Annotated in this window: 26 protein-coding genes, 1 tRNA gene and 1 pseudogene; 14 read left to right on the top strand and 14 right to left on the bottom strand. The window is 52.5% G+C overall.

The annotated features are described in order from the left end of the window. Positions 1-51: 51 nt before the first annotated feature. Together treB and treR are read right to left on the bottom strand one after the other, a co-directional pair. Positions 52-1,470: a PTS trehalose transporter subunit IIBC gene (gene treB, locus I6L74_RS10930; RefSeq protein WP_059180044.1), complete on the bottom strand. Its 1,419-nt coding sequence runs from the start codon at positions 1,468-1,470 to the stop codon at positions 52-54. 244 nt (positions 1,471-1,714) lie between these two features. After that, on the bottom strand, positions 1,715-2,662 hold the full coding sequence (treR, locus tag I6L74_RS10935) for a trehalose operon repressor TreR (RefSeq protein WP_059179993.1): 948 nt from the start codon (positions 2,660-2,662) through the stop codon (positions 1,715-1,717). A gap of 248 nt (positions 2,663-2,910) precedes the next feature. Here treR and mgtL point away from each other — a divergent pair, with 248 nt between their 5' ends. The 5 genes from mgtL to I6L74_RS10955 all read left to right on the top strand — a co-directional run bounded on the left by mgtL (position 2,911) and on the right by I6L74_RS10955 (position 10,771). Continuing rightward, a complete protein-coding gene (gene mgtL / locus I6L74_RS21635; protein WP_131489246.1) occupies positions 2,911-2,961 on the top strand; it encodes a mgtA regulatory leader peptide MgtL in 51 nt (16 codons plus the stop codon). Positions 2,962-3,293: 332 nt separating this feature from the next. Then, on the top strand, positions 3,294-6,002 hold the full coding sequence (mgtA, locus tag I6L74_RS10940) for a magnesium-translocating P-type ATPase (RefSeq protein WP_059179994.1): 2,709 nt from the start codon (positions 3,294-3,296) through the stop codon (positions 6,000-6,002). Positions 6,003-6,626: 624 nt separating this feature from the next. Beyond that, complete coding sequence (locus I6L74_RS10945) at positions 6,627-9,011, top strand: beta-N-acetylhexosaminidase (protein ID WP_059179995.1); 2,385 nt, start codon at positions 6,627-6,629, stop codon at positions 9,009-9,011. Between the two features lie 328 nt (positions 9,012-9,339). Then, on the top strand, positions 9,340-9,618 hold the full coding sequence (locus I6L74_RS10950) for a hypothetical protein (RefSeq protein WP_243398823.1): 279 nt from the start codon (positions 9,340-9,342) through the stop codon (positions 9,616-9,618). Between the two features lie 355 nt (positions 9,619-9,973). Beyond that, positions 9,974-10,771: a tetratricopeptide repeat protein gene (locus I6L74_RS10955; RefSeq protein WP_059179996.1), complete on the top strand. Its 798-nt coding sequence runs from the start codon at positions 9,974-9,976 to the stop codon at positions 10,769-10,771. A gap of 156 nt (positions 10,772-10,927) precedes the next feature. On the opposite strand, the pseudogene I6L74_RS21695 reads toward I6L74_RS10955, so the two are convergent. Further along, positions 10,928-11,070: pseudogene (locus I6L74_RS21695) on the bottom strand (SymE family type I addiction module toxin); the annotation flags it as partial. 354 nt (positions 11,071-11,424) lie between these two features. On the opposite strand from I6L74_RS21695, the gene I6L74_RS10960 reads away from it, so the two are divergent. Together I6L74_RS10960 and I6L74_RS10965 are read left to right on the top strand one after the other, a co-directional pair. Next, entirely contained in the window at positions 11,425-12,117 is a 693-nt protein-coding gene (locus tag I6L74_RS10960; RefSeq protein ID WP_059179997.1) for a hypothetical protein, read from the top strand. A 234-nt stretch (positions 12,118-12,351) separates the two neighbouring features. Continuing rightward, positions 12,352-12,831: an Hcp family type VI secretion system effector gene (locus tag I6L74_RS10965; RefSeq protein WP_059179998.1), complete on the top strand. Its 480-nt coding sequence runs from the start codon at positions 12,352-12,354 to the stop codon at positions 12,829-12,831. Positions 12,832-12,948: 117 nt separating this feature from the next. Here the strand turns inward: I6L74_RS10965 and ridA are convergent, their stop codons facing one another. The 4 genes from ridA to I6L74_RS10985 all read right to left on the bottom strand — a co-directional run bounded on the left by ridA (position 12,949) and on the right by I6L74_RS10985 (position 15,060). Further along, entirely contained in the window at positions 12,949-13,335 is a 387-nt protein-coding gene (ridA, locus tag I6L74_RS10970; RefSeq protein ID WP_059179999.1) for a 2-iminobutanoate/2-iminopropanoate deaminase, read from the bottom strand. Positions 13,336-13,514: 179 nt separating this feature from the next. Then, positions 13,515-13,976 (bottom strand): aspartate carbamoyltransferase regulatory subunit, encoded by a 462-nt coding sequence (gene pyrI, locus I6L74_RS10975; protein WP_059180000.1) that lies wholly within the window; start codon positions 13,974-13,976, stop codon positions 13,515-13,517. A gap of 12 nt (positions 13,977-13,988) precedes the next feature. After that, positions 13,989-14,921: an aspartate carbamoyltransferase gene (gene pyrB / locus I6L74_RS10980; RefSeq protein ID WP_059180001.1), complete on the bottom strand. Its 933-nt coding sequence runs from the start codon at positions 14,919-14,921 to the stop codon at positions 13,989-13,991. A 34-nt stretch (positions 14,922-14,955) separates the two neighbouring features. Continuing rightward, a complete protein-coding gene (locus tag I6L74_RS10985) occupies positions 14,956-15,060 on the bottom strand; it encodes a pyrBI operon leader peptide (protein WP_072241926.1) in 105 nt (34 codons plus the stop codon). On the opposite strand from I6L74_RS10985, the gene I6L74_RS10990 reads away from it, so the two are divergent. Then, entirely contained in the window at positions 15,059-15,157 is a 99-nt protein-coding gene (locus I6L74_RS10990) for a hypothetical protein (protein WP_234593629.1), read from the top strand. The two genes, I6L74_RS10985 and I6L74_RS10990, sit on opposite strands and share 2 nt — an antisense overlap. Positions 15,158-15,160: 3 nt before the next feature. On the opposite strand, the gene I6L74_RS10995 is transcribed toward I6L74_RS10990, so the two are convergent. The 5 genes from I6L74_RS10995 to arcA all read right to left on the bottom strand — a co-directional run bounded on the left by I6L74_RS10995 (position 15,161) and on the right by arcA (position 20,511). Continuing rightward, positions 15,161-15,640, bottom strand: a complete 480-nt coding sequence (locus I6L74_RS10995) for an arginine repressor (protein ID WP_059180002.1) — start codon at positions 15,638-15,640, stop codon at positions 15,161-15,163. An 83-nt stretch (positions 15,641-15,723) separates the two neighbouring features. Further along, the gene (locus I6L74_RS11000) at positions 15,724-17,127 is read right to left on the bottom strand and encodes a YfcC family protein (protein ID WP_059180003.1); all 1,404 of its coding nucleotides are present in this window, start codon (positions 17,125-17,127) and stop codon (positions 15,724-15,726) included. A gap of 47 nt (positions 17,128-17,174) precedes the next feature. Beyond that, a complete protein-coding gene (gene argF / locus I6L74_RS11005) occupies positions 17,175-18,179 on the bottom strand; it encodes an ornithine carbamoyltransferase (RefSeq protein ID WP_059180004.1) in 1,005 nt (334 codons plus the stop codon). Between the two features lie 189 nt (positions 18,180-18,368). Then, positions 18,369-19,280, bottom strand: coding sequence for a carbamate kinase (gene arcC / locus I6L74_RS11010; RefSeq protein ID WP_059180005.1), 912 nt, complete (start codon positions 19,278-19,280; stop codon positions 18,369-18,371). Between the two features lie 10 nt (positions 19,281-19,290). Next, positions 19,291-20,511 carry an arginine deiminase gene (gene arcA, locus I6L74_RS11015; RefSeq protein WP_059180006.1) on the bottom strand — a complete coding sequence of 407 codons (1,221 nt, stop codon included), beginning with the start codon at positions 20,509-20,511 and terminating at the stop codon, positions 19,291-19,293. 676 nt (positions 20,512-21,187) lie between these two features. Between arcA and I6L74_RS11020 the strand changes: the two genes are divergently transcribed. Further along, positions 21,188-21,643, top strand: coding sequence for a YhcH/YjgK/YiaL family protein (locus I6L74_RS11020; protein WP_059180007.1), 456 nt, complete (start codon positions 21,188-21,190; stop codon positions 21,641-21,643). Positions 21,644-21,733: 90 nt separating this feature from the next. Here I6L74_RS11020 and argF (I6L74_RS11025) read toward each other — a convergent pair whose 3' ends face one another. Together argF (I6L74_RS11025) and argL are read right to left on the bottom strand one after the other, a co-directional pair. Further along, positions 21,734-22,738, bottom strand: a complete 1,005-nt coding sequence (argF, locus tag I6L74_RS11025) for an ornithine carbamoyltransferase (RefSeq protein WP_059180008.1) — start codon at positions 22,736-22,738, stop codon at positions 21,734-21,736. Beyond that, positions 22,708-23,004 (bottom strand): putative translational regulatory protein ArgL, encoded by a 297-nt coding sequence (gene argL, locus I6L74_RS21700; protein ID WP_410199990.1) that lies wholly within the window; start codon positions 23,002-23,004, stop codon positions 22,708-22,710. Before argL ends, argF (I6L74_RS11025) begins: the two co-directional genes overlap by 31 nt. Between argL and rraB the strand changes: the two genes are divergently transcribed. From rraB to I6L74_RS11050, 5 genes are all read left to right on the top strand, one after another. Next, entirely contained in the window at positions 22,904-23,329 is a 426-nt protein-coding gene (gene rraB, locus I6L74_RS11030; protein WP_012015873.1) for a ribonuclease E inhibitor RraB, read from the top strand. The genes argL and rraB overlap by 101 nt on opposite strands. A 42-nt stretch (positions 23,330-23,371) precedes the next feature. Continuing rightward, positions 23,372-24,130 carry a tRNA isopentenyl-2-thiomethyl-A-37 hydroxylase MiaE gene (miaE, locus tag I6L74_RS11035; RefSeq protein WP_059180009.1) on the top strand — a complete coding sequence of 253 codons (759 nt, stop codon included), beginning with the start codon at positions 23,372-23,374 and terminating at the stop codon, positions 24,128-24,130. Between the two features lie 25 nt (positions 24,131-24,155). Then, on the top strand, positions 24,156-24,887 hold the full coding sequence (locus I6L74_RS11040) for a hypothetical protein (RefSeq protein ID WP_059180010.1): 732 nt from the start codon (positions 24,156-24,158) through the stop codon (positions 24,885-24,887). 108 nt (positions 24,888-24,995) lie between these two features. Next, positions 24,996-25,080, top strand: a tRNA-Leu gene (locus I6L74_RS11045). Between the two features lie 164 nt (positions 25,081-25,244). Then, complete coding sequence (locus I6L74_RS11050) at positions 25,245-26,504, top strand: tyrosine-type recombinase/integrase (protein WP_059180011.1); 1,260 nt, start codon at positions 25,245-25,247, stop codon at positions 26,502-26,504. Positions 26,505-26,574 lie beyond the last annotated feature (70 nt).

Below are 26,574 nucleotides of genomic sequence, written 5' to 3' on the forward strand. Positions count from 1 at the left end.
AGTTCGTTCCTGCAAATGCGAAGGGGCGCAAGTGCGCCCCGAAAGAAGAGGTTAAACAATCTGCAGCGTGCCCTGACGGAACTTACGCTGATAAACCACGGTGGTCAGCGCCATCGGTACGATAACCGCAATCGCCGTTGCCAGCGCAAACACCTGCCAGTAAGCCGGCTGGATGGAGAGAATGCCTGGCAGGCCGCCGACGCCAATTCCGTTCGCCATCACCCCGTTCAGACCGCACAGCAGCGCGGCCAGGCCGGAACCAATCATCGCGCACAGCATCGGGAAACGATATTTCAGGTTGATGCCGTACATCGCCGGTTCGGTCACGCCGAGATAGGCGGAGATTGCAGCCGGAACCGAGATTTCGCGTTCATTGTGTTTGCGGCTGACGATGATAATGCCCGTTACCGCTGAAGCCTGAGCGATGTTAGACAGGGCGATCAGCGGCCACACTGGCGTACCGCCGAGGCTCTGGATCATCTGCATATCAATCGCCAGCGTGGTCTGATGGACGCCGGTTATCACCAGCGGGGCATACAGGAAGCCAAACAGCGCCGCACCAATCGGCGCAAAGCTGCCGGTCATCAGGTGACGCACCGCGAAGGCCACGCCGTCGCCAATCATGCGGCCAAACGGACCGATAAACGCGTGGGCGAGGAATACCGCCAGAATCAGTGAACAGACCGGAACGACCACCAGATAGAGATAATCCGGCACGATGCGTTTCAGGCGCGTCTCAATAAAGCCCAGCGCCAGGCCCGCCAGCAGCGCCGGAATCACCTGCGCCTGGTAGCCCACTTTCGCGATAGTAAACATCCCGAAGTTCCAGACGTCCGGTACTTGCTGCCCCAGTAAGTAAGCGTTCATTAACTGCGGAGAGACCAGCGTAATGCCCAGCACGATACCCAGAATCGGCGTTCCGCCCATTTTGCGCACCGCTGACCAACAAATCCCGACGGGCAGATAGAAGAAGATCGCTTCACCAATCAGCCACAGGAAATCGTAAATGCTTTGCAGCGCCGGATACATCTGCGCCAGCGTTTTGCCGTCGCTTATCGGCACGTCGCCGATCACGTTGCGGAAGCCCAAAATCAAGCCGCCGCTGATCAGCGCAGGCAGCAGCGGGAAGAAGATTTCTGCGAAGTGGGAAATCAGCTGCTCGTGCCATTTCATGTTCTGGCGCGCCGCTTTTTTGGCCTGCTCTTTATCAGCCGAAGAGTGGCCTGTTGTCGCCAGTAGCGCCTGGTAGTAATCGCCCACTTCGGTGCCAATCACCACCTGGAACTGGCCGGCATTGGTGAAGCAGCCTTTGACCATCGACAGATTTTCGATGGCTTTCGGGTCGGCTTTGGCCGGGTCGTTCAGCACAAAGCGCAGGCGGGTGATGCAGTGGCTGACGGTGGCGATGTTCTCGCGTCCCCCAACCAGCACAATCAGCTGGTCGATATCGGTTTGTTTTACTTTGCTCATCATGAAGCCTCATGACAGATGTGGAGGGTAATGACCTGGACGCAAGCCTACTCTTTAAGCGTAACGACGAAAATGGGAACGTTCCCGAAATCAGGGGGAGATCACAATAACGTTAACTATCACTAAACAATTTGCGTTGAAAAAAGGGGGCAGGTGGGGGAGTCCCAGCAGCATAGACAACAGCTATGCGGCTGGGATGAACGCACGCAGCCAACGCATCTGCTGCGTGAAGTATGACGGTGAATTAAGCGATTTTGGCGGGGATAACGATTTGCCGCGGCTCGCTGCGGCCATTTATCTGCTCAATAAGCTGTGCCGCCGCCTGATGACCGGCTTCTGCATAGCCCGGATCGACGGTGATAATTTCCGGATGCAGAAACTTCATCAGCGGCGTACTGCCCACGCTCGCCAGTTGAAGATTGTCGATACGCTGCTCCTGCAAATACTTGCTTGCGCCCAGCGCGAGGGTATCCGTGGCGCAGATCAGCGCGGTGGTGTGCGGTGTTAACACGCTCGCCACCTGATCGTAACCCTGTTTCATCGCCAGTCCCGGCAGAGAGGCAACGGCGGGCAGGTTATGTTTTTTGCAGAAGGCCAGATAGGCTTCGTGACGGCGCTTACCGGTGGTGACGTCGCTGTGCGGCACGCCGAGATAGCTGATATGGCGATGCCCCTGCTCGTACAGTTTTTGCATCAGGGCGCGGATCGCCCCTTCATCGTCGTAACACACGGAGGCAAATCCGCTGGCATCGCGCGCCAGCAGCACCAGCGATGCCTGCCACGGTTTCAGCATATCGTCTTTAATGCCGCTAAAGCCAAAAAGCACCACACCGTCAATGTTGCGGCGCTGCAGCATACCGAGATGCTCTTCCACCATCTGCGTCGAAAACTGGCTTTCCATCATGATCGGGTCGTAACCCTGCTCGTAAAACGCCGGGAGCATGGTTTGTACCGCCAGGTTTTCCGACAGGGAATCAAGACGAGAAACGATAATCGCGACCACTTTGTCGCTCTGCCCGCGCATGGCGCGTGCGGAACGGGAAGGAGAAAAACCGTGCTGATTCATCACCGCCTCGACGCGCTCACGCGTGCGCTCGCTGACACCACTTTCGTTGTTCAGCACGCGCGACACGGTGGATTTACCCACGCCGCTTAAGCGCGCAATGTCTTTGATGGTCAGGCGGTTCTGCATCCTTTATTCCCTGTAACAGCGATAAATCGTCATCTGAGCCTAATGCGACACCACGATTTCGCAATGGGCAAAGTCTGGTTTCGACAGGTCATCTATCCAGGGCTTGCGCTTAATGCCGCGTGAATAGTGCCGCGTATACGTTCGGTTTAGTTACGCAGGCTTATCATACCGCTCGAATCGTCACAAACGGTATGGATAAAACACGATACTGCGCGTCGACTTACTCTTTTTCACTTACCGGAGGCTGTATGGACCCTGATCCCACCCCTCTCCCGCGAGGGAGAATCTCTTTCCGGTAAGCCAGCCCTCGCTGTCTCACCGGTGATGTGAGGCAGCGATTTACCCGTCAAACTTTACGCTGCATGTGCGTTGGCGACGTTTGTTCACCCCCGTCACTTACTTGAGTAAGCTCCCGGGGACTCACGCGTTTGCCGCGTGACACGACTTTCAGTCTCGCCCCTTCGGGGCCAGCGTAAGCGCTGTTCAATAATGCCTGGGCATTGTTGTCATGCAAGTTGAATGAGTTAGGAAAAAAATCTCTGCTTTGAAAAAGTTAAGTGCCCTTCAGGTACGGCACTGCCACGCCTGAGGGAAAAACTGCGTCCGCCTTTGCGGATGCGGGGGAATTGTTATGCTGAAAAATATCACCCGGCAGCTACACGCGTTGTTTGGCCGCCACTTGCCGCGCCGTCTCATTCAGCGCGATCTTCTGCCTGATACCAAACACGTGGCGGGAACCGTCATTCCACCGACGCTGACGGAACACTGCCTGAAAGCCGCCGCGATGGATGAGAATGAAGTCTGGCGTGCGTTTGGCGGCCATCCGGAAGGGCTGAACGCTGCGGAAGTCGAAAAAACACGCGCCAAACATGGCGACAACCAGATCCCGGCGCAAAAGCCGTCGCCGTGGTTCGTCCACCTGTGGCTGTGCTATCGCAACCCGTTTAACCTGCTGCTGACCGCACTGGCTATCGTTTCGTATGCCACAGAAGATCTGTTCGCTGCGGGGGTCATCGCGCTGATGGTTGCCATTTCTACGCTGCTGAATTTCATTCAGGAAGCGCGTTCTACCCGTGCGGCAGACGCTCTGAAAGCGATGGTCAGCAACACCGCCACCGTGCAGCGTGTAATCAACGAGAAAGGCGAAAGCGCCTGGCTTGAATTGCCTATCGATCAGCTGGTCGTGGGCGACGTTATTAAACTCGCCGCAGGCGACATGATCCCGGCCGATTTGCGCATCGTTAAGGCGCGCGATCTGTTTGTCGCGCAGGCCTCGCTGACCGGTGAATCGCTGCCGGTCGAGAAAGTGGCGCGCAGCCGTGACCCGCAGCAAACCAACCCGCTTGAAAGCGATACCCTGTGCTTTATGGGAACCACGGTGGTGAGCGGCACGGCGCAGGCCATTGTGATCGCGACTGGCGGTAACACCTGGTTTGGTCAACTGGCGGGGCGCGTCAGCCAGCAGGAGAGCGAGCCGAACGCGTTCCAGAAAGGCATCGGTCGCGTCAGCATGCTGCTGATCCGCTTTATGATGGTGATGACCCCGATTGTGCTGCTGATCAACGGCTACACCAAAGGCGACTGGTGGGAAGCCGCGCTGTTTGCGCTTTCCGTCGCGGTGGGTCTAACGCCGGAAATGCTGCCGATGATCGTTACCTCCACGCTGGCGCGCGGGGCGGTCAAACTGTCTAAGCAAAAAGTGATCGTGAAACATCTCGACGCTATCCAGAACTTTGGTGCGATGGACATCCTGTGTACTGATAAAACCGGGACGCTGACGCAGGATAAAATTGTGCTCGAGAACCACACGGATATCGCCGGTAAGGTGAGCGAGCGCGTGCTGCACACTGCCTGGCTGAACAGCCATTATCAAACCGGCCTGAAAAATCTGCTGGATGTCGCGGTGCTGGAAGGGGTGGACGAGGATTCGGCCCGCACGCTGTCGACGCGCTGGCAAAAAGTGGATGAGATCCCGTTCGACTTTGAGCGCCGCCGCATGTCTGTGGTGGTGAGCGAACAGGCGGATGTACATCAGCTGATTTGCAAAGGGGCGCTCCAGGAGATCCTGAACGTGTCGGCTCAAGTGCGTCATAACGGCGAAATCGTGCCGCTGGACGACACCATGCTGCGCCGCATCAAACGCGTGACGGACAATCTCAACCGTCAGGGGCTGCGCGTGGTGGCGGTTGCCAGTAAATTCCTGCCTGCACGCGTTGGCGACTATCAGCGTATCGACGAATCCGATTTGATCCTCGAAGGTTACATCGCATTCCTCGATCCGCCGAAAGAGACGACCGCACCGGCGCTGAAAGCGCTTAGCGCCTCCGGCATTACCGTCAAAATCCTGACCGGTGACAGCGAGCTGGTGGCCGCAAAAGTGTGTCATGACGTCGGGCTGGATGCCGGCGACGTGGTCACGGGCAGCGATATCGAAACGCTCTCCGATGATGAACTGGCGGCGCTGGCAAAACAGACCACGCTATTCGCGCGCCTGACGCCGATGCACAAAGAGCGCATTGTCACGCTGCTGCGTCGCGAAGGGCACGTGGTGGGCTTTATGGGCGATGGCATTAACGATGCGCCTGCGCTGCGGGCGGCGGATATTGGGATTTCCGTGGACGGCGCGGTGGATATCGCGCGGGAAGCGGCCGATATCATCCTGCTGGAAAAGAGCCTGATGGTGCTGGAGCAGGGCGTGATTGAAGGGCGTCGTACCTTCGCCAATATGCTGAAATACATCAAAATGACCGCCAGTTCAAACTTCGGTAACGTCTTCAGCGTACTGGTGGCAAGCGCGTTTCTGCCGTTCCTGCCGATGCTCCCGCTGCATCTGCTGATCCAGAATCTGATGTATGACGTCTCCCAGGTGGCGATCCCGTTTGATAACGTGGATGAAGAGCAGATTAAAAAGCCGCAGCGTTGGAACCCCGCCGATCTGGGCCGCTTCATGCTGTTCTTTGGCCCGATCAGCTCGATCTTTGATATTTTGACCTTCTGCCTGATGTGGTTTGTGTTCCACGCCAACACGCCGGAACATCAGACCCTGTTCCAGTCCGGCTGGTTCGTGGTCGGGTTGCTGTCGCAAACGCTGATTGTGCATATGATCCGCACGCGCCGTATCCCGTTCATTCAGAGCCGCGCCGCATGGCCGCTGATCATCATGACCCTGCTGGTGATGGTGATGGGCATCGCGCTGCCGTTCTCACCGCTGGCAAGCTACCTGAGCCTGCAAGCGCTGCCATTGAGCTATTTCCCATGGCTGGTGGCGATTCTGGCGGGGTACATGGTGCTGACGCAGATGGTGAAAGGATTCTATGCCCGTCGCTATGGCTGGCAGTAAGACGCTTTTCTCTCACTTTAACCCTCTCTCACGGGGAGAGGGTTATCGCACGGGCTTGTTTTCCCTCTCTACGCGTGGTCGAGGAAATCGCGCGGGGCTGTTTCCCTCTATACCCGTGGTCGACGGGATCGTACGGGGCTTTTCCCCCTCTGCTTGTGGTGGAGAGAATCGCGCGGGGCTGTTTCCCTCTATGCCCGTGGTTGATGGGATCGTACGGGGCTTTTTTCCCTCTGCTTGTGGTAGAGAGAACCGCTCGGGGCTGTTTCCCTCTATGCCCGTGGTCGACGGGATCGTACGGGGCTTTTCCCCTCTATGCTTGTGGTGGAGAGAATCGCGCGGGGCTGTTTTGACTTCTGCCCGTGGTTGAGGGAATTGCTCGGTGCTGTTTCCCTCTATGCCGTGGTCGATGGAATCGCGCGGGGCTATTTCCCCCTCTCCCTGTGGGAGAGGGCCGGGGTGAGGGCATCAGACCCTACAACACGTCGCCGCTACCCATCGGATGGCGTTCCTCCCAAATTTAACAACCTGTGATCCCCGTCGCCCTCTCTCCTTGACGACAATTTATCCACATGTTAACAAAATGTTTTGCTCTTATTTGGCCCGTCAAATTTGATAAGGAACATGATGTTGCGCTACAGCCTCCTGACTGCCGGGCTTTTGCTCGGCTCTTCTGCACTTGCGGCACCCGCAGGCGATTTGCCCCTCATGCCGTGGCCTGCCAGCGTTGAGCGACCTTCCACGCAAGGCGCACTGATTCTGAACGATACACTTTCTGTCAGCGTGAGCGGCGACGATCTCGGTGATGCCGTGGATCGTCTGCGCCAGCGCATCGCGCTGCAAACCGGCTGGACGCTTCAGCCGCAGGCCGTGAATCCGGATAAACCCACCATTCGCATCGCGATCGCTAAAAAAGTGACCCCGCAACCCCTGCCCGACAGCGATGAAAGTTATACGCTCACCGTCGACGCCAACGGCGTCAATATCGCGGCCAACACCCGCTTTGGTGCGCTGCGGGCGATGGAAACGCTGCTCCAGCTGATTCAAAACGGCGCGGAAAATACTTCGCTGCCGTGGGTGAAGATTGACGATGCCCCGCGCTTCCCGTGGCGCGGGCTATTACTCGACTCCGCGCGTCATTTCATTCCGCTTGAGGATATCAAACGTCAGATTGACGGTATGGCGGCCGCCAAGCTGAACGTGCTGCACTGGCATTTGACCGACGATCAGGGTTGGCGATTTACCTCAAAACGCTATCCAAAACTGACCCAACTGGCCAGCGACGGACTGTTTTACACGCCGGAGCAGATGCGTGACATCGTGCGCTACGCCACCGCGCGCGGCGTGCGCGTAGTGCCGGAAATCGACATGCCCGGTCACGCGTCGGCGATTGCCGTGGCCTATCCGGAACTCATGAGCGCGCCAGGACCCTATGCGATGGAGCGTCACTGGGGCGTGTTGAAACCGGTTCTCGATCCGACAAAAGAGGCGACTTATGCCTTCGCCGAGGCGATTGTCAGCGAACTGGCGGCGATCTTCCCCGATCCGTATCTGCATATCGGCGGCGATGAAGTTGACGACACGCAGTGGAAAGAAAACAAAGTCATCCAGCAATTTATGCGCGACAACAAGCTTGCCGACAGCCACGCTTTGCAGGCGTATTTCAACCGCAAGCTGGAAACGATCCTTGAGAAAAATCACCGCCAGATGGTCGGCTGGGATGAGATTTACCATCCGGATCTGCCAAAAAGCATTCTGATCCAGTCCTGGCAGGGGCAGGACGCGCTGGGCGAAGTGGCAAAGCAGGGCTACAAAGGGATTCTCTCAACTGGTTTTTATCTCGATCAGCCGCAAAGCACGGCCTATCACTATCGCAATGAAATCGTGCCGCAGGGCTTAAACGGCGTGGATATCATTGGCGATAACGACAGCGCGCAGAGCTGGACGTTCACCATGCCGCGCCTGAAAGGCAAGCCGGTGGAGGGCAGCTTTACGCTGGTGAAAGCCGTTTCTGGCTGGCGCGGATTTATTGATTTCAACGGTAAATCCCGGCGCGCGGTGAATGATATTGCGTGGCGTGATGATAATCAGGTGACCTTCACCGTTGATACCTGGATGGGCGAAACGCGTCCGGTGGTGAACGTCGCAAACGATAAGCTGACGGGCTATTTCCTGGTGGGTAACGCCCGCTATCCCATTTCCGGCGCGCGTCTGGATGACATACCAAAAGGCACGCCACCGGTGGTGCCGGATGCCAATCAGCAGGCGAATCTGATGGGCGGCGAAGCGGCGCTGTGGGCGGAAAACGTGGTTGCGCCGGTGCTGGATATCAAGCTGTGGCCGCGCGCGTTTGCGGTGGCGGAGCGTCTATGGTCCGCGCAGGACGTGAAGGATGTCGACAACATGTACGGCCGTTTGCAGGCGATGGACAGCTGGACGACGGTATCGGTCGGCCTTCAGCAGCACAGCCAGCAGCAGGCGTATTTCACGCGTCTGGCGAATACGACCGAGACGCTGCCGTTGCAGATTCTCTCGCAGGCGCTGGAGCCGGCGCAGTATTACACCCGGCAGCATCTTAAATTCCAGGCCGGAAATTATCATCAGTTCGAGCCACTGAACCGCTACGCCGACGCGCTGAGCGCGGAGAGCAACACCGTGCGCCAGATGAACAAATGGGCCGAACGCCTGGTCAGCGATGCGGAAGACAGCGAAAGCGCCGAGGCGCTGCGCCACGTATTTACCCGCTGGCAAAGCAATACCAGCGATGCGCAGGCGCTGAGCGAAAATAACTATCAGCTCAAAGCCATCACGCCAATTATTCAGGAGGTGGATAAACTGGCATCGATTGGCCTGCGATTGACCGACCTGGTGGCGCGGCAGGGCACGCTGGATGATAAGGAGATCGCCTCTATCCAGAAAGAGCTGGATAAAGCTGCGGAGATTCACGATGAAGTGGTGATTGCAGCGGTTTATCCGGTTGAGACGCTGTTAAGGGCGACGCGGAATCAGTGATGAGGTTTGGGCTTGTAGCAGCCAGTCAAGCATCGCAGCGGGTTCCGATCGCCTGATGTTCAGCAGAATAAAATGGCTTGATAACCTGTGAAGGTGACAGGGGGGCTGCGAGGCCCCCCGGCCTCCGGTTCACCGATTTCAGCGGGGACTCAGCACCGATGCCCTATTTGACGGCTGCGAATTAAACGAATGATATAGCTGTTGGGCAAAAAGGATTTTTAAATGACCATAATTAAAGTTTAGGTCGGGTTTGTGGCAGGAGCGGATGTTGCAAAGTCACGCTAGTTAGGTTTACATAATGTATTCCCAATGGATATGGATTCTACACATGAAAATACGATTGTTACTGCTTATATTTATTATCAGTTCTCAGTCGTGGGCAAGTCAGCCCTCCCCTAAAGAGCAAGCTAAACAAATAGCTGAAGCAGCATGTCTGTACCAATATAATGTCATTTATTCTCGCTTTGCTTTGGGTTTTTCTGAGGAAAAAGCAATTCAAACATCGTCTAAAATACTAACTAATTATCTGGAGAGTCATAAAAAAACGCAGGCGATTTTTTTCTCTCATCGATTCGTAGAAGCACTATTGCACAATTACGGGAGTTAGAGGTAAATAAAGAGGCAGTGCAGCAACTAAGATCTCCCCCGCCAAATTTTAAGGATAATTTTCTATCCTCTTGCAATGAAATGAAAACCGAGCAGTTGGAAGCTATGCATGTTTTTGGTTAAATTCAGCATATATGCAGATACGGTTTTTTGAGGACCATCACATTTGTTACTTATGTTCCTCGCTCATAGCGTACCAGGCAGCCGATTGGACTGTCCGCTCAGTGCCAGGAGCGGACATTACATATGCCACCTAAATATATACACTTAACACCATCAATGGGTTTAAAAATAAAGAAAATTACTCTATTGCCGATAACATTTATAATTTAAATCTAGACTTGGATGATAAATAAATGTCGACATTGAATACTGAAAATAAAATCAAGATAACTGAATTAATAATGGTTTTTATTGCAACTCTCCCAATGGGAATAGCAAATATTTTGATAACAAAAAGTCAAAACGATGAAAGACTTGCTTTCGAGAGACAAAACGCGCAAAGTATTCTCTCTATTCAAAATAAAGAGTTATTCATAAAAAGTGCAGAGCAAGGTTTGAATTCACAGAAACTTGATATTGATTTTTTAAGAACAAGCTATGAAGAATGCCAAAAAGATGGAGAGTTATCAATTGGAAAAATAAAATCTTATGCTGATGCTTACTATTCTTCATCAGAAAAGAAAAATATCATGATTGCAAAGGTTCAAACAAACTGCTTATCAAAAAACAATAATCAATCAGTAGATAGCCAAGATAAGCCGACTTACAGCATTGAGCATTACAAGAGTCTTGGATTCAACTATTTGCAAAATAAAAAATTTCTGGAGGCAGCAGAGTCATTCTCCCAGGCAACTCAAATGACACCCGTAGATGCTTCTTTGTGGAATCAAAAAGCTTATGCACAATTTAGAGCAGGAAATTATACTGATGCAATGAATAGTATTTCCATTGCGCTTAGGATTGGCAGTGATAATGATAAAGTAAGAAAATACATGGCCATTAATGCTGCTAAAATATTATGTGCGAAAGGAGATGTAAATGATGGAAGAAATTACATACAACAATCAATAAATGCCATTCCGGATTTATTGCCAATGGTTAAAAAAGATTTAGAACTGGGTGGTATTTGTAAAATTGATCTCAGTAAATAAAAATCTTCTTATTGCTTCAAAATAAAGCATTTGTTTTGCTTATTTGTGAAAGTGGATGTAAGTAAAGTCCGCTTCTCGCTCATAACAGTCCCTGGAATATTTCAATCCCAGCATAATTCCCGGCCTTTAAGCCGGGAACCACTTCGTCATTACCGATCATACCGTCCTGCGGATCTTCGGGGTATTTCCGGTGTCATTCAGCACACCGGAAACGTTTTCAGCCATTCCTGCACGCGTTGTTTATTGATACTCACTACGCTCATGCCTTCGAGACAGCCCCACTGCTCGCGGCAGATTTGCGAGCCACCTTGGGAAAACGATCATTATCCGCCGATCTCTCAGGACCCGTTTAGGCAATTCTGAATAAACATCCCATCGCGTAAAACCAATAATACTCCTTGGATAAAAAACAGTACTCAGAAATATGGGAGAAACACAGGAAATGCGAGGGCGATTCAGAGAGAATTAAACAGAGATGAAATTTTGCAGAACTGCGGGGAATCCTGCTTGTTACCTAATCTTCACGCCGTACTGGATATTCAGTTTTTTTGTAGTATGCAAATAAATTCAAAATACGTAACCAATCGCACATTTTTGAACAGTAAGGAGGGGGTAGTATTTAAATACTTAACGCAAATCGACCAGGGGCGGCTATGTATTACGACAGTGAAGTCATTAGGTATTTGCAGGCCAATAAAATACTCGCATTAAAGCTCGATCAGGCATTTACAGGCGTTGGAAAGGCGGTATCCAATCAGATTGAAATGATAGGGAGTGGCGCGCAACGCATGCTTTATTACACGTCCTGCTTTACTGATGAGTATCAGGATGTTTGTCAGAAACAAAAAACAGAGGACATTCGATTTGCCAAAGGAGTTTATCATCTTTTAGAGCATAGCGATGTTGTATACGACATGCTTAAAATTTATTTCGAAGAAATATTTAAAAACAAAACATCCGATCACCTTGAGCACATAAAACAAATACTCATGTCTGTGAATGTCCACATTGCTGCCAGTTCACTGACAAAAGCAGGTTTTGCTTTGGCAGTAGCGGCATCTGTTGCAGCTGGCATGAATCTAAGTCTTTATATGAGTGCATTAGTAGGAGGCAGATCTACAAAGATTTTTGTTGGGGCTAGTCTTTATGGCATCGTCCAGAAAGCAGCAGATGGCGCAAATCGTCTTCACTATATCTATCCTGCTTATTACTCTGCGCTGTATACTCAAGAACTGGAAATGATGTATTTCTTAATAGAGCCATTGTTTGAACGTGCGGAGGCGTTTGAAGCACAATGGGCATCGGATGGTGATATTGCAAACATCATCACCAGGATGGTTAGGTAAGCATGATGGATCTGATTAAAAGGATTTTTAGGCGAATATTTAGAACATTAGTTTCATATTATGGCCCTTCTGTATTAACACTTTTGTTTGCAGTTATCTTTTTTCAGATACTCCCTGATGGACCATTGTGGCCTGTACCTATATTTTTCATTGTGATGGTTTTTTTTCTTTGATAACGAAAAATTAAATACAGTACTACTTAGGCTATTTAAACTCTAGAGATAAGGAAATCGTATGTCTACCCCAGCTTATTTATGGCTTGAAGATGAAAATGGCAGCCCTGTCATTGGAAGCTGCCTGATGCCAACGCGCTTAGGCTCAATCGAATTAAAATCTTTTTCTCACGGCGTAACCATTCCGGTTGATCCGAGTTGGGGAAAATTGACAGGTACGCGAGTGCATCGCCCTATCACAATAGTGAAAGAATTCGACCAAACTACGCCCCTTCTTTATCGCGCGGTGTGCGAAGGCCGAACCATGAAGAAAGCGACCATCAGGATGTACCGCATTCTGGAATCAGGCGTGGAATCCGAGTATTTCAATATTGTCCTGGAAGATGTCAAAATCACGACGGTTTCGCCATATCTTGCCCCTAACGGATTAAGCAGCACGCATCTGGAAACACTCGAACTACGCTATACCGCCATCATCTGGAAATACACAGAAGGAAATATCATCTATCGCGATGCATGGAATGATCGTTGTTATGCCTGAACGATTTACCCACGCGGAAAGCGAAGATGTTTCAAAGAAAAGTTGAGTGGAATGAAAAAGTTGCAGGGAAGGGGAGTACCAGAAACAGCCCCCTCCGCAGTGGAGAGGGCAAACCGATTAACGACGAACCGCAATCGCCTCAATCTCAATCTTCACATCTTTCGGCAGACGCGCCACTTCCACGCAAGAACGCGCCGGGAAGGTCGCATTGTGCTCAGTGAAGAACGCTTCGTAAGTGGCGTTAACGGTCGCAAAATCGTTTAGATCTTTCACAAACACCGTGGTTTTCACGATATCGCCCACTTTCAGGCCCGCGGATTCCACGATCGCTTTTACATTTTCCAGCGACTGACGCGCCTGAGCGGAAACGTCATCCGGTACTTCACCGGTTTTTGGATTCACCGGGATCTGACCGGAAGTGATGATCATGCTGCCCAGATCAACGCCCTGAACGTATGGGCCGATAGCCGCTGGTGCATTTTCCGTCGCAAGTACTTTTGTCATGATTTCTCCAGGATAACAGCGTTAAAAAATTCCCATCCATTATACACTTCATCCTTCACGCTGCCTCATCGTTGGCCGCGTCCTCCTACCCCGGTCACAGAGTTTTCTCTGCTCTTGGGGATATTCGGACTTGCCGCCTAAATGCAGTGCGAATGATTTCGGGTAGCAGAAGGCCTCAATTAGTTAGCCAGCACCACGTAATGAGAAAACTCTTTTTCACAGTATTTGCATTTGAGTGCGATGTCTTTCTCGCGCTTTTTGACTGCAAAGCTGGATGAAACCGGCTCAGCGTGGCTGATGCAGTTGCTGTTCGGGCAAACCAGAACAGTGTTGATACGTTCTGGTAAATTCGGGCGAGATTTCCCCACCACTTCGTAATCGTCGATGCGGTTAACGGTCGCATCCGGCGCATACAGGGACAGCTGGTTCACCTGCTCGTCGGTCAGGAACGTGTTCTCGATTTTGATCAAATCCTTGCGACCCATTTCGCCGGATGGCAGGTTCAGACCGATGGTGATGCGTTGATCGGTTTCGGTCAGCTTGAACAGGGTCAGTAGCTTAAAGCCGATTTGCGCAGGGATATGGTCAATCACCGTGCCACGCTTGATGGCTTCTACCTGGAGTTTGTTATCGTGTGTCATTTTCCTGTCCCTCTACAGTGTTAATTCGCGATTCAAAACCAGCGCCAGCAGCGCCTGGCGAGCAAAAATACCGTTGCCAGCCTGCTGGAAATACCAGGCGTGCGGCGTCTTGTCCACGTCGGTGGCGATCTCGTCGATGCGCGGCAGCGGATGCAACACTTTCATGTTGTTGCGCGCGCCTTCAAGATCGCTGGCGCGCAGGACAAATTGCGCCTTCACGTTGGCATATTCGGACGGGTCCAGGCGCTCTTTCTGCACGCGAGTCATATACAGAATATCCACTTCACCCATCACCTCTTCGATGCTGGCGTGCTGGCTCCAGGTGATGCCTTTTTCATCGAGCATATCGAGAATGTACTGCGGCATCGCCAGCGCGGCCGGGGCGATGAAGTAGAAGCGGTTGCCGTTAAACTTCGCCAGCGCCTGTGCCAGCGAGTGGACGGTGCGGCCATATTTCAGATCGCCGACCATCGCGATATTCAGGTTCTCAAGCTGCCCCTGGGTTTCCTGAATGGTGAACAAATCCAGCAGGGTTTGCGTCGGGTGCTGATTCGCGCCGTCACCCGCATTCAGAATCGGAATGCCCCCGGAAAACTCTGTCGCCAGACGCGCTGCGCCTTCTTGCGGGTGGCGCATTACAATCGCGTCCACGTAAGTGCTGATAACCGAAATGGTGTCCGCCAGCGTTTCGCCTTTTTTGCCCAGCGACGTGTTGCTGCTGTCAGAGAAGCCCACGACGCTGGCACCCAGACGGTGCATGGAGGTTTCAAACGACAGACGGGTGCGCGTCGACGCCTCGAAGAAACAGCTGGCAATCACTTTATGCTTCAGCAACTCGGGCTGTGGGTTGGCCTTCAGTTTTGCCGCGGTATCGAGAACCAGTTCCAGCTCTTCGCGGCTGAGGTCATTGATGGAAATGATGTGTTTTTGATAAAGCGGATTCATGTTTATCTCCTGACGCCGGGCAAAAAAAAGCCCCTCAAATGAGGGGCTCTGGGAATAGGGGGAGCAACGGGAAGAAAAACGGCAGGCCAGCGTCTGTTTTCAGACGCGGTAAGACATGATGTCGAACACGCTTGAGCATGGCTTCCTCCCGGCAAATTGTCGGCGATTATACTCAGCTCGATGTTCTGATCAAGCGATTAATGCACACTTTACTCATCGCAAACGGTTCTATATGAATATTAATGCGTTCTGAGTAAATAATTAATTTGCTTGTGCACCAGCGGCGTGCGCTTCACCACGCGGGGCGCAACCCAGACGATACTGCTCCCGGCCACCACGCCTAAAATTTCCGGTAACTGGTGATAATCCAGAATTCGCGCCACGGCGCGGCCATATCCGGCCACCGTGTGGATAAGGATAAACTCGCTATTGTGCTCCACGCTGACCACCATTTCGGCGATCGAACGCGCCGCGTCGGGAGCAGGGCGCAGCTGCGGATTCATGGAATAAATCTTTTGGCCTTTAGCATTGCGAATTTTTATGACGCCAAGCAACTTCAGCAGCCGGGAAACGCTCGACTGGCTGATGCTGTCAAACCCGCGCTCCTGCAAATCGCGGCGTATTTCTTCCTGGGAAAGGTAACTTTTTTCGCTGATCAGGCTCTGGCAAACCCTGAGCTGAAGCTGTTCTTTTGGGGAGTAATCTCCGTATTCCGTCATATCTAATCCCATTTGATGGCCAAAAATGTCCGGTGGCGCCGCACCGAACCGGGGTCCGGATAAGCACAGCGCCATCCGGCAAATTACAACAACGCACCCAGGCTTAACGCCGCCATGATCACTACCGTCAGAATGCCGAGCAGTGGCGCAACCCATTTCAGGTAGCGCACGTAAGGTACGCGGGCGATGGCAAGGCCACCCATCACGACGGCAGACGTCGGCGTGACCAGATTGACGATGCCGGATGCGGACTGGTACGCGGTCACGACCAGGTCGCGGTTGACGTTAGCGAAATCGGCGAGCGGCGCCATGATCGGCATCGTCAGAACGGCCAGGCCGGAGGAAGAAGGCACAAGAAACGACAGTACGACTTCCAGCCAGTACATCACGTTGATGAACGCCACCGATGACAATCCGGTGACCAGTCCTTCAGCACTGTGCAAAATCGTGTGCGTAATCATGCCCTTATCCATAATGACTACGATACCGCGTGCGATGCCGATAATCAGCGCGACGCCCAGCAAATCCCGCGCCCCGTTGATAAATGTTGAGGTCAGCTCTTCCTCACTCATGCGGGCAATCAGACCAACAATAATCGCGCTGGCGAGGAACACGGCGGAAATCTCCGCCATCCACCACCCCAGCACCGCCACGCCGTAAATCATCACCGCGAAGGCGAGGGCGAAAATCACCAGAATCACTTTGCGCACTGGGGTGAATTCCAGCGACTGCTCGCTTTTGTTGCCCAGGAAATGGTTGCGGTTCTCTTCCAGTTTGTCGGCGACGATCGACAGGGACGGATCCTGGCGCACTCTACGAGCGTAGCGCATCACCCACGCCACGCAGATGAGCCAGCCGATCACCAGCAGCGCGACGCGCAAAGCGATCCCGTTGGTGAAAGGAATGCCCGCCGCGTTGGCGGCGATTACCGTGGCGAAGGGGTTGATGGTCGAGCCGAGCGTACCGATGCCTGCGCCGAGCAAAATGGTGGAGGCGGCGACAACCGGATCGAAACGGGCCGCCAGCATCACCGGCACTAACAGCGTGTAGAACGGCAGCGACTCTTCGGCCATGCCGTAGATCGTCCCGCCCGCGGCGAACAGCGCCATTAGGATCGGGATCATCCACTCTTCATGCCCGCGTAACCGCGTGGTGACGCGTTCGATCCCTGCGTCAATCGCCCCGGTTTTGGTGACGATCCCCAGAAATCCGCCGATGATCAGGATAAACAGTGCCACGTCGATCGCGCCCGCCTGACCGGAAACCGGATCGTACAGCCCGGCAATCGGGGCCATCAGCACCGAAACGATCCCCTGCGGATGCGCCGCGACGTGCGCGTAGGTTCCGGCTACAGGGACTTCTTTGCCAAGCGCGGTGTTCATCGCCATCTGATACTGACCAGCCGGAATAACCCAGCTCAGTGCGGCCACAACGGCAATAAGGAAAAAGAGAATGGTGTAAGCGGAAGGAAATTTGAACTTGCCCATGATGTTCTCCTTGCCCCGGCGCAACCTCAGGCCGCGCCGGGCGGTGATTAGTCGCCGAGTGTCGCCACCATGACCGCTTTAATGGTGTGCATGCGGTTTTCAGCTTCGTCGAAGACGATAGAGTTCGCGGATTCGAACACCTCTTCCGTCACTTCCAGCCCTTTCAGACCGTAGGCCATTTCGATTTCGCGACCCATTTTGGTGTGCTCGTTATGGAAGGCCGGCAGGCAGTGCATGAACTTCACGTTCGGATTGCCGGTCGCTTTCAGTACCGCGGTGTTGATCTGATAGGGCTTCATCAGGCTGACGCGCTCAGCCCAGGCTTCTTTCGGCTCGCCCATCGACACCCAGACGTCGGTATAGAGGAAATCTGCGCCGTGAACGCCTTCATTGACGTCGTCGGTCAAGGTGATGCGCGCGCCAGTTTGTTTGGCGATAGCGCGGCACTGCTCAACCAGCCCGGCTTCTGGCCAGAACGATTTCGGCGCGACCAGACGGATATCCATGCCCATTTTTGCTGCGCCGACCATCAGCGAATTGCCCATGTTGTTGCGTGCGTCACCGAGGTACGCAAAGCTCAGCTCCGGCAGCGTTTTGCCTGGCGCGTGTTCCAGCATGGTCATCAGGTCGGCGAGGATTTGCGTCGGGTGGAACTCATCGGTCAGCCCGTTCCAGACCGGTACGCCTGCAAATTCACCCAGCTCTTCGACAATTTGCTGGCCGTAGCCGCGATATTCGATGCCGTCATACATCCGGCCCAGCACGCGGGCGGTGTCTTTCATCGACTCTTTATGCCCAATCTGCGAGCCGCTTGGGCCGAGATAGGTTACCTGTGCGCCCTGATCGAATGCGCCCACTTCAAATGCGCAGTGGGTGCGAGTGGAGGTTTTTTCGAAGATCAGCGCGATGTTTTTGCCCTTTAAGGTTTGCTTTTCGCGACCCGCTTTTTTTGCGGCTTTCAGTTCGATGGCGAGATCGATCAGGTACTGAATTTCTGCCGGGGTGTAGTCCAGCAGCTTAAGGAAATTGCGATTTTTCAGGTTAATGGTCATGGGTGGATCCTTTTTAAATGTGTGCGGTTTGATGCCCTCACCCCGGCCCTCTCCCACAGGGAGAGGGAGAAAACGGCTTCTCTCACTGAGTGGGAGGGAGAAAACGTCCTCACTCACACTGCCATGTAGACATAGGGAGTTAATTCCCTCTCCCTGTGGGAGAGGGTTAGGGTGAGGGGAAAATGTGCCTCAGTGGCAAATCAACGTGCCTTTATCCCCGGCCAGAATCGCCGCGCCGTCGGCCAGTGCACCGATTCCGGCGATGCCTCTGCACGTCTCGACAAACTCACGGCAGGCGGCGACTTTGGGCCCCATCGAACCGGCGTCGAAATGCATATTTCTGAGCACCTCCGGCGTCACCTGCGCCAGAGGGCGCTGTGTCGGTTTGCCCCAGTCGAGATACACCGCATCGGCGTCCGTCAGGATCAACAGCGCATCGGCCTCAATCTGGCGAGCCAATAGCGCGGCGGAGAGATCTTTGTCGATCACCGCTTCGATGCCGTGGTAGCCGTTGGCGTTTTCCACCACCGGCACGCCGCCACCGCCGTTACAAATCACCAGGTGATCGCGCGCAATCAGCGCCGTAATGGCCTCTTTTTCGACGATCCGTTTGGGCTGCGGAGAAGGCACTACGCGACGGAAGTACGTCCCGTCAGCCTTAAATTCCCAACCTTTTTCAGCGCCTAACGCGCTGGCTTGTTCCTCGCTATACACCGGGCCGATGTATTTCGTCGGATTGCGAAATGCAGGATCGGCGGGGTCCACTTCTACCTGAGTAAGCAGGACGCTCACTTCACGCTGCGGCAGGTTATTTTTGAGCGCTTGCTGGAGCATGTAGCCAATCATTCCCTGGCTTTCGGCCCCGAGAATGTCGAGCGGATAGGGTGCGACGTTGGTGTAGGCGCTGTTCTGTAAAGCCAGCAGCCCGACCTGCGGCCCGTTGCCGTGCACCAGCACCACGCGCCACTGTTCCGTCAGACCGGCAATGGTACGGGCGGCAAGCTCAATATTTTGGCGCTGGATATCGGCTTCGAGCGGCTCACCGCGTTTCAACAGTGCGTTGCCGCCTAATGCCACGACCAGAGTGGGTTTTCTTTCCATGCTGACTCCCTTAAATTCCGTCTCGTTCCAATGGACAGCTCATGCAGCGCGCGCCGCCGCGACCGCGTCCCAGCTCGTCGCCCGGGATTGGCAGCACGGTAATGCCCGCTTTGTCGTATTTTTCGTTGGTCCAGATGTTGCGCTCGTAGCCAATCACCACGCCGGGGCGGATGGTTAGGACGTTGTTAGCGTCGTTCCACTGTTCACGTTCGGCTTCAAACGCGTCGCCGCCGGTAGTGATCAGGCGTACCTGATTGATACCGAGGGCTTTTTCGATGGCGTGCAGCAGATCGGTTTCCTGCGTACGCAGCAGGCCGCCGCGCCCATCGGGCGTGAGGGTCCAGCACTGGGCTTCTTTGCGCACCACTTCTGGATAAACGGAGAATGTGTCGACATCAATGTGGGTCATGACGGTGTCGAGATGCATACAGGAGCGGTGTTTTGGCAGCTCAACGACAACCACGCGTTCTGCCTGGCGATGCGTAAACAGGCTTTGCGCCAGGAATTCAACGCCCTGCGGCGTGGTTCGTTCCGACAGGCCAATTAATACCGCGCCGCGACCAATCACTAATACGTCGCCGCCTTCCAGGGTGGCGTGATCGTAATTAATATTTTCATCGCCGAAATACTTAATGAAATCGCCATCGGCGAAATCAGGATGCCAGCGATATATTGCGCGCAGGTTATTCGTTTCACGCTGGCGGGCCGGTTTTGCCATCGGGTTAATAGAAACGCCGTTATAAATCCAGCACGATGTATCGCGGGTAAATAAATGGTTGGGCAACGGCTTCATAATAAAATCATTAGCCGTGTGGGTATCAACAACCATATTTTTAATAAAGGCCGGAATTTCGCCGTAGGTCAATCCGCCGCTTAAACGACGCGCCAGTTCGCGATGCGGCATATCCGCAAGCCAGCCGCGAACGTCATTGGCAAAGGTGGGCCCGAGGCGATAATCAGAGATTTGGGTATCCAGCAGCCAGGCTTTGGCATCTGCAATATCAAGCGTTTGGGTGAGCAAGTCGGTTAACAGCAGGACTTCCACACCCTGATCGCGCAGCGTGTTTGCGAAAATATCATGCTCTTCACCCGCCCGCTCAACGGATAATACGTCATCGAATAAGAGTTCCTGACAATTCGACGGCGTTAAGCGTTTCAGACTTAAATTTGGGCGATGCAGCATAACGCTACGCAATTGACCGATTTCAGAACCGACGTAATGCTTTTCCATGATTATTCCTTTAACTGTTTTTTCAGAATAAAAAGGGCTGTGCTATGAATCTGGGTTTATTTCATAGCCCTCTAAGCTCAATTGTTTTCACGGCTTATAGTAGGCGGCTTGAAATTATAGAATGTGATGCTGCTCACGCCGGATCGGGTAATAAGAGGTTTGTTTTCTATTGCATGATTCGCATCAGATAATGATTAGTTAGTCATTATCTTAAGATGAATGGCTAAGCGTTATTAACACTCGTTATGTGTGTTTGTTATTATTTTGTTGGTTATTGAAAATATTGAATATATTATATGTTGTTGATTTTATTTGGTTAATATTATCGAGCGGAATAGGTATGCAAAAAGTCGCATTAACTATTACAAACTTAACGGGAATCACTAAATAATTATTTATTTTTAGAGCAAACTTTCAAAGTAGTAAAGTGTGAACTAGAAGTGGGTTTTAAGATTACATAATATTAATCAATGGATTAGAAGCTTACCGAAATGACGTCACGCTCATGTTATGCATAATCCCTGCATAAATGTGGGAAGTGCATTAACAGCGGCTTAACACATTTCCCGATAAACATGCGCTGTCGCAAGGATGACGCAAAAAGGGGTGGTATGGCAGTGGGAATTCTCGTATAAAAGATTAAAATGAAACATTGTTTTATATTGAGGGTTAAATCATGATCGTGGGTAATATTCACAACTTACAGTCCTGGCTGCCGGATGAGCTGCGTCAGGCTATTGAACACGTCAAAGCGCATGTCACCGACGCGACAACGCCAGGTAAGCATGATATCGACGGTAACAATCTGTTTTACCTGGTCTCTGAAGATATGACCCAGTCGTTTGCAGAGCGTCGCGCGGAGTATCACGCGCGTTATCTGGATATCCAGATCGTGTTGAAAGGCCAGGAAGGGATGACCTTCAGTACCCTGCCGCACGGTACGCCGGACACTGACTGGCTGGCAGACAAGGACATTGCGTTTCTGCCAGAAGGCGAGCAGGAAAAAACCGTCGTATTAAATGAAGGTGATTTTGTGGTGTTCTATCCGGGAGAAGTTCACAAGCCGCTGTGCGCCGTGGGTGCGCCTGCGCAGGTGCGTAAAGTCGTCGTGAAGATGCTGGTAACAAATTAAAGCAAAACGACAACGAAAGGTTGTCGTTTAAGTGTTAATCCCCTCTCCCTGTAGGAGAGGGAAAAGATGAAGGCAGACAACCGCAGAGGACTACTCTCCCAGCGTCGCAACCATAACGGCTTTGATGGTATGCATGCGGTTTTCCGCCTGATCAAAAACGATGCTGGCTGCGGATTCGAACACGTCGTCCGTCACTTCCATGCCGCCATGCAGGTCGAACTCTTTTGCCATCTGCTTGCCGAGCGCAGTTTGATCGTCGTGGAATGCGGGCAGACAGTGCAGAAATTTCACGTTCGGATTATCCGTCAGCGCCATCATCTCGCTATTCACCTGATAGCCGCGCAGCAGCGCGATACGCTCCGCCCATTTCTCTTTTGGCTCGCCCATCGACACCCACACGTCGGTATAGATGAAATCTGCGCCTTTCACGCCCGCCGCGACATCTTCTGTTAGCGTGATTTTTCCGCCGTTCTGCAACGCCTGTGCGCTGCACTCCGCCACCAGACTCTCTTCCGGCCAGCAGGCTTTTGGTGCGACCAGACGCAGATCCAACCCCACCAGCGCCGCCGCCTCCATCATCGAGTTGCCCATGTTGTTGCGCGCATCGCCCGCATACACCAGCGTCATCTCATTGAACGATTTACCAGGGAGATGCTCTTGCATGGTCAGCAGATCTGCCAGCAGCTGCGTGGGATGAAACTCGTTTGTCAGGCCATTCCACACCGGCACGCCCGCGTATTGCGCCAGCGTTTCGACAACGTCCTGACCGTGACCGCGATACTGAATACCGTCATACATGCGGCCAAGCACGCGCGCAGTATCTTTAATTGATTCTTTATGCCCAATCTGGCTGCCGCTCGGCCCGAGATACGTGACGCGAGCGCCCTGGTCAAATGCGGCAACTTCGAAAGAGCATCGTGTGCGAGTTGAGTCTTTTTCGAAGATGAGCGCGATATTTTTGCCAGTAAGCTTTTGTACTTCCATGCCATTTTTTTTGTCGGCTTTAAGTTGGGCGGCAAGCGACAGCAGGGAATTGATTTGTGCAGGGGTAAAGTCGAGCAGTTTCAGGAAGTGTTTTTTATACAGTTCAGACATTTTATCCTCACATGGCAAAGGCCACTTATTGAATTAAAATTCACTTTATATGTATGAATATTCATTTGCAACCCTGTTTCACAAATCTTTCTTACATTAGGTGGAGGCAAACACATCCGTGTGTGAAAATAGAAGTATCTGCCGAACTTTAAAGAGGAACGAGCCATGGCAAACCCAGAACTGCTGGAAGAGCAACGCGAAGAGACGCGCCTGATCATTGAAGAGCTGCTGGAAGACGGCAGCGATCCGGACGCGCTGTACACCATCGAGCACCATTTCTCTGCAGATGACTTTGAATCGCTGGAGAAGCTGGCGGTAGAAGCGTTCAAAATGGGTTACGAAGTGACCGAGCCAGAAGAGCTGGAAGTGGAAGAGGGCGAAACCGTCATCTGCTGCGATATCCTGAGCGAAGGCGCGCTGAAAGCGGAACTTATCGACGCGCAGGTAGAACAGCTGATGGATCTGGCTGATAAATTCGAAGTGGAATACGACGGCTGGGGAACGTACTACGAAGATCCTAACGGTGAGGACGGCGACGACGAAGATGATGAAGATAGCATCGACGAAGACGACGACGGCGTACGTCACTAAGTGTTAATAGCGGCAGCTCCGGCTGCCGCATCAGGAACCACAATGGATTACCCGCAGATTCTCTCTCCTGTTCTGAACTTCCTCCAGTGTCCTACTCCGCAAGCGTGGATTGATAAAGCCCGCGATCCTGCCAATTTACCGCTGCTGCTTACTGACCACATGGTGTGCGAACTCAAGGCCGCGCAGACTGCGCTCCTGCTGGTGCGTAAATACGTCGCCGATAAAAGGGGTGCGGATGCGTTGCTCGACTGGCTCAAGCCCTACGAAGCGTTCACCTTCCGCGACGGGCCGGAACCTGATTTTGTTGCTCTGCATAAGCAGATTGGCAAAAGCGTGATGCCAAAAACCGACGACCCGTGGGGGCAGGCGCTTATCGACAGCATGGTTCTGTTAATAAAAGAAGAGCTGCATCATTTTTGGCAGGTGCGTGAGGCGATGCTGACGCGCAGCATTCCCTACGTCAAAATCACGGCCAGCCGCTACGCCAAAGGCATGTTGAAAGAGGTGCGCACTCACGAACCGCTGACGCTTATCGATAAACTGATCTGCGGAGCGTATATAGAAGCACGCTCTTGCGAACGCTTCGCCGCGCTGGCGCCGTGCCTGGATGACGACCTGCAAAAATTTTATTTGTCGCTATTGCGTTCTGAGGCGCGTCATTATCAGGACTATCTGACACTTGCCCAACAGGTAAGCGACAACGATATCTCTTCACGGATACAGATTTTTGGCGAAATAGAAGCCACACTTATCTCGACACCGGACAATGAATTTCGCTTTCATAGCGGCGTACCGGTGTAACCCGTCACTGCAAAAAGGATGCGAGATGAGAAGAACGTGGAAACCTATTGTTGCCGTCGCTGTACTGGCCGCCGCAGTGGCCTTCTGGGTCTATTACGACAAACAGCGTCTGCAGCACACCCCTGAATATCGCCTTGATACCACACTCAATAGCATGCCCGCGTGGCAAGTACTGAAAGAGCAGGACCCTGCTTTTCAGGAACGAATTCGCGCCCAGATCCTGGCGATGCAAAAAGAGGGCGACTCCGAGCAACACATTATTGACGTGATTCAGCCGCAAATCCTGCGCCTGCAGATGTCGCGGCTGCAAAACGCGCCGGACGCCAACGTGGTGGATTACATGCGCGCGAATATGGAACAGACCGCTGCCATTCAGAAGGTGAGTGACGATGCCTGTTTCCGCTTTCTTTATCCTGATGTGAAAGGCGGCATCAATCCGCTACGGGTGCTGGATAAACCGATGATGCAGCGCCGTATGCAGGCCGACGCCGACATGATGCGCGCCGCATATGGAAAGAATAAACATACCGTGACGCCGCAGGAGCGTGAAACGGCCGTTGCCGATGTGCGACCAATCATGAAAGCGCTGGCCGCGAAATACGGCGAGGATATCCAGCTGTTGCAGACCCCTGATAAAGCGGCGGGTAAAGAGAAGGTGTCTTGCGATATGGTGCAGGAGATGTGGGCGAAGGTGCTGAAACTGCCCGAGAGCCACGCCGCAGGCGTGATTCGGCTCGCGGTTTCGGAACTGGAATAGGCGTTACGCTGGTTTTTTCGACACTTAGCACAGGTTTAGCGCGCTGCCGCTTGCAAGGCGGCGCGTGACAGGTATAATCCACAACGTTTCCGCATCATCCCCTTCAGTGCCGAAGTGGCGAAATCGGTAGACGCAGTTGATTCAAAATCAACCGTAGAAATACGTGCCGGTTCGAGTCCGGCCTTCGGCACCATTAGTATGTTTGAATACGTCCGTAATAGTCCGTAAGTTACTAAAATTAAAGCCGAAAGGCTTTTTTTTGGTCTTGATTCGTCCGAGGACATCCGTTGACATCCAGTGCTAATGGGGGTCAGAATAGTGGTCAGCTCGGTTCGATAAAGGATTGACCCCCAATTTATGGCTATCACAGACGTAGCAGCCCGCACAGCAAAGCCCCGCGAAAAAGAATACAAACTCACAGACTCCCATGGCTTATATCTCTTAGTTAAACCAACTGGTTCTAAACGCTGGTATCTGAAGTACCGCTTTGAAGGTAAAGAAAGCCGGGTTGCTTTGGGTGCTTATCCTCTTGTATCCCTGGCAAAAGCCCGTGAAAAACGTGATGAGATACGCCTCTTGTTAGCTGAAGGGATTAGCCCTAATGCAAAAAAAGAAGAGGTGAGAGAGCAGGAGCAAGCAACGTTAAATACTTTTGAGAAAGTGGCAAAAGACTGGCACTCGAACAATAAGCGATGGTCTAGCGGTCATGCAGAAAGAGTATGGCGAGATTTAGAGCGCAATATTCTTCCAACTATCGGCGCTAGAAACATTGCAGATTTATCTACTCGAGATCTCTTGCTTCCACTGCGTGAAGTAGAAATGAGCGGTCGCTTGGATGTTGCTTCTCGTTTACAGCAACGTATCAGCGGTATTATGCGCTACGCCGTACAAAGTGGCCTCATTGAAAGAAATCCAGCACAGGATCTCGCTGGGGCTATTACATCAAGAAAAGCGACTCACAGACCGGCTTTACTTCTTGAGAAACTACCTGCTTTTATCCAAAAGATTGAATGCCATAGAGGCCGTTTGCTAACGCGTTTGGCTCTTCAACTATGCCTCAATGTTTTTATCCGTTCCAGCGAGTTACGTTTTGCACGCTGGAAAGAGATTGATCTCAAGAAAGCACTTTGGACTATTCCTGCTGAGCGAGAGGCCATTGAAGGTGTGAAACATTCCCACCGCGGGTCGAAAATGAGAACAACTCATTTAGTACCATTATCTCATCAGGCGATAGCCTTGCTCGAAGAGATCAGAATGTTAAGTGGTCATAGTGACCTAGTCTTCCCCGGAGATCATCATCCAACTAAACCCATGAGTGAAAACACCATCAATAACGCTTTACGTGGGATGGGTTATGACACCAAAACCGAAGTATGTGGGCATGGTTTCCGTGCGATGGCGTGTAGTGCGTTAGTTGAGTCAGGGCTATGGTCTCGTGACGCTGTGGAAAGACAAATGAGCCATCAGGAAAGAAACGGTGTCCGGGCTGCGTACATTCATAAAGCAGAACATTTGGAAGAGCGGAGGTTGATGGTGCAATGGTGGGCTGATTATTTAGATGCCAATGCAAACGCGCATATAACACCATTTGAGTTTGCTAAGCAGTATCAGTCATAAAAAAACTTTTTTTCTGTTTAACTACTCACTCTGTTCATCATGATATTTTATCTTTTAAAATCATTGCGAT

The organism is Lelliottia amnigena, assembly GCF_019047465.1.
Lineage (GTDB): Bacteria > Pseudomonadota > Gammaproteobacteria > Enterobacterales > Enterobacteriaceae > Enterobacter > Enterobacter amnigenus.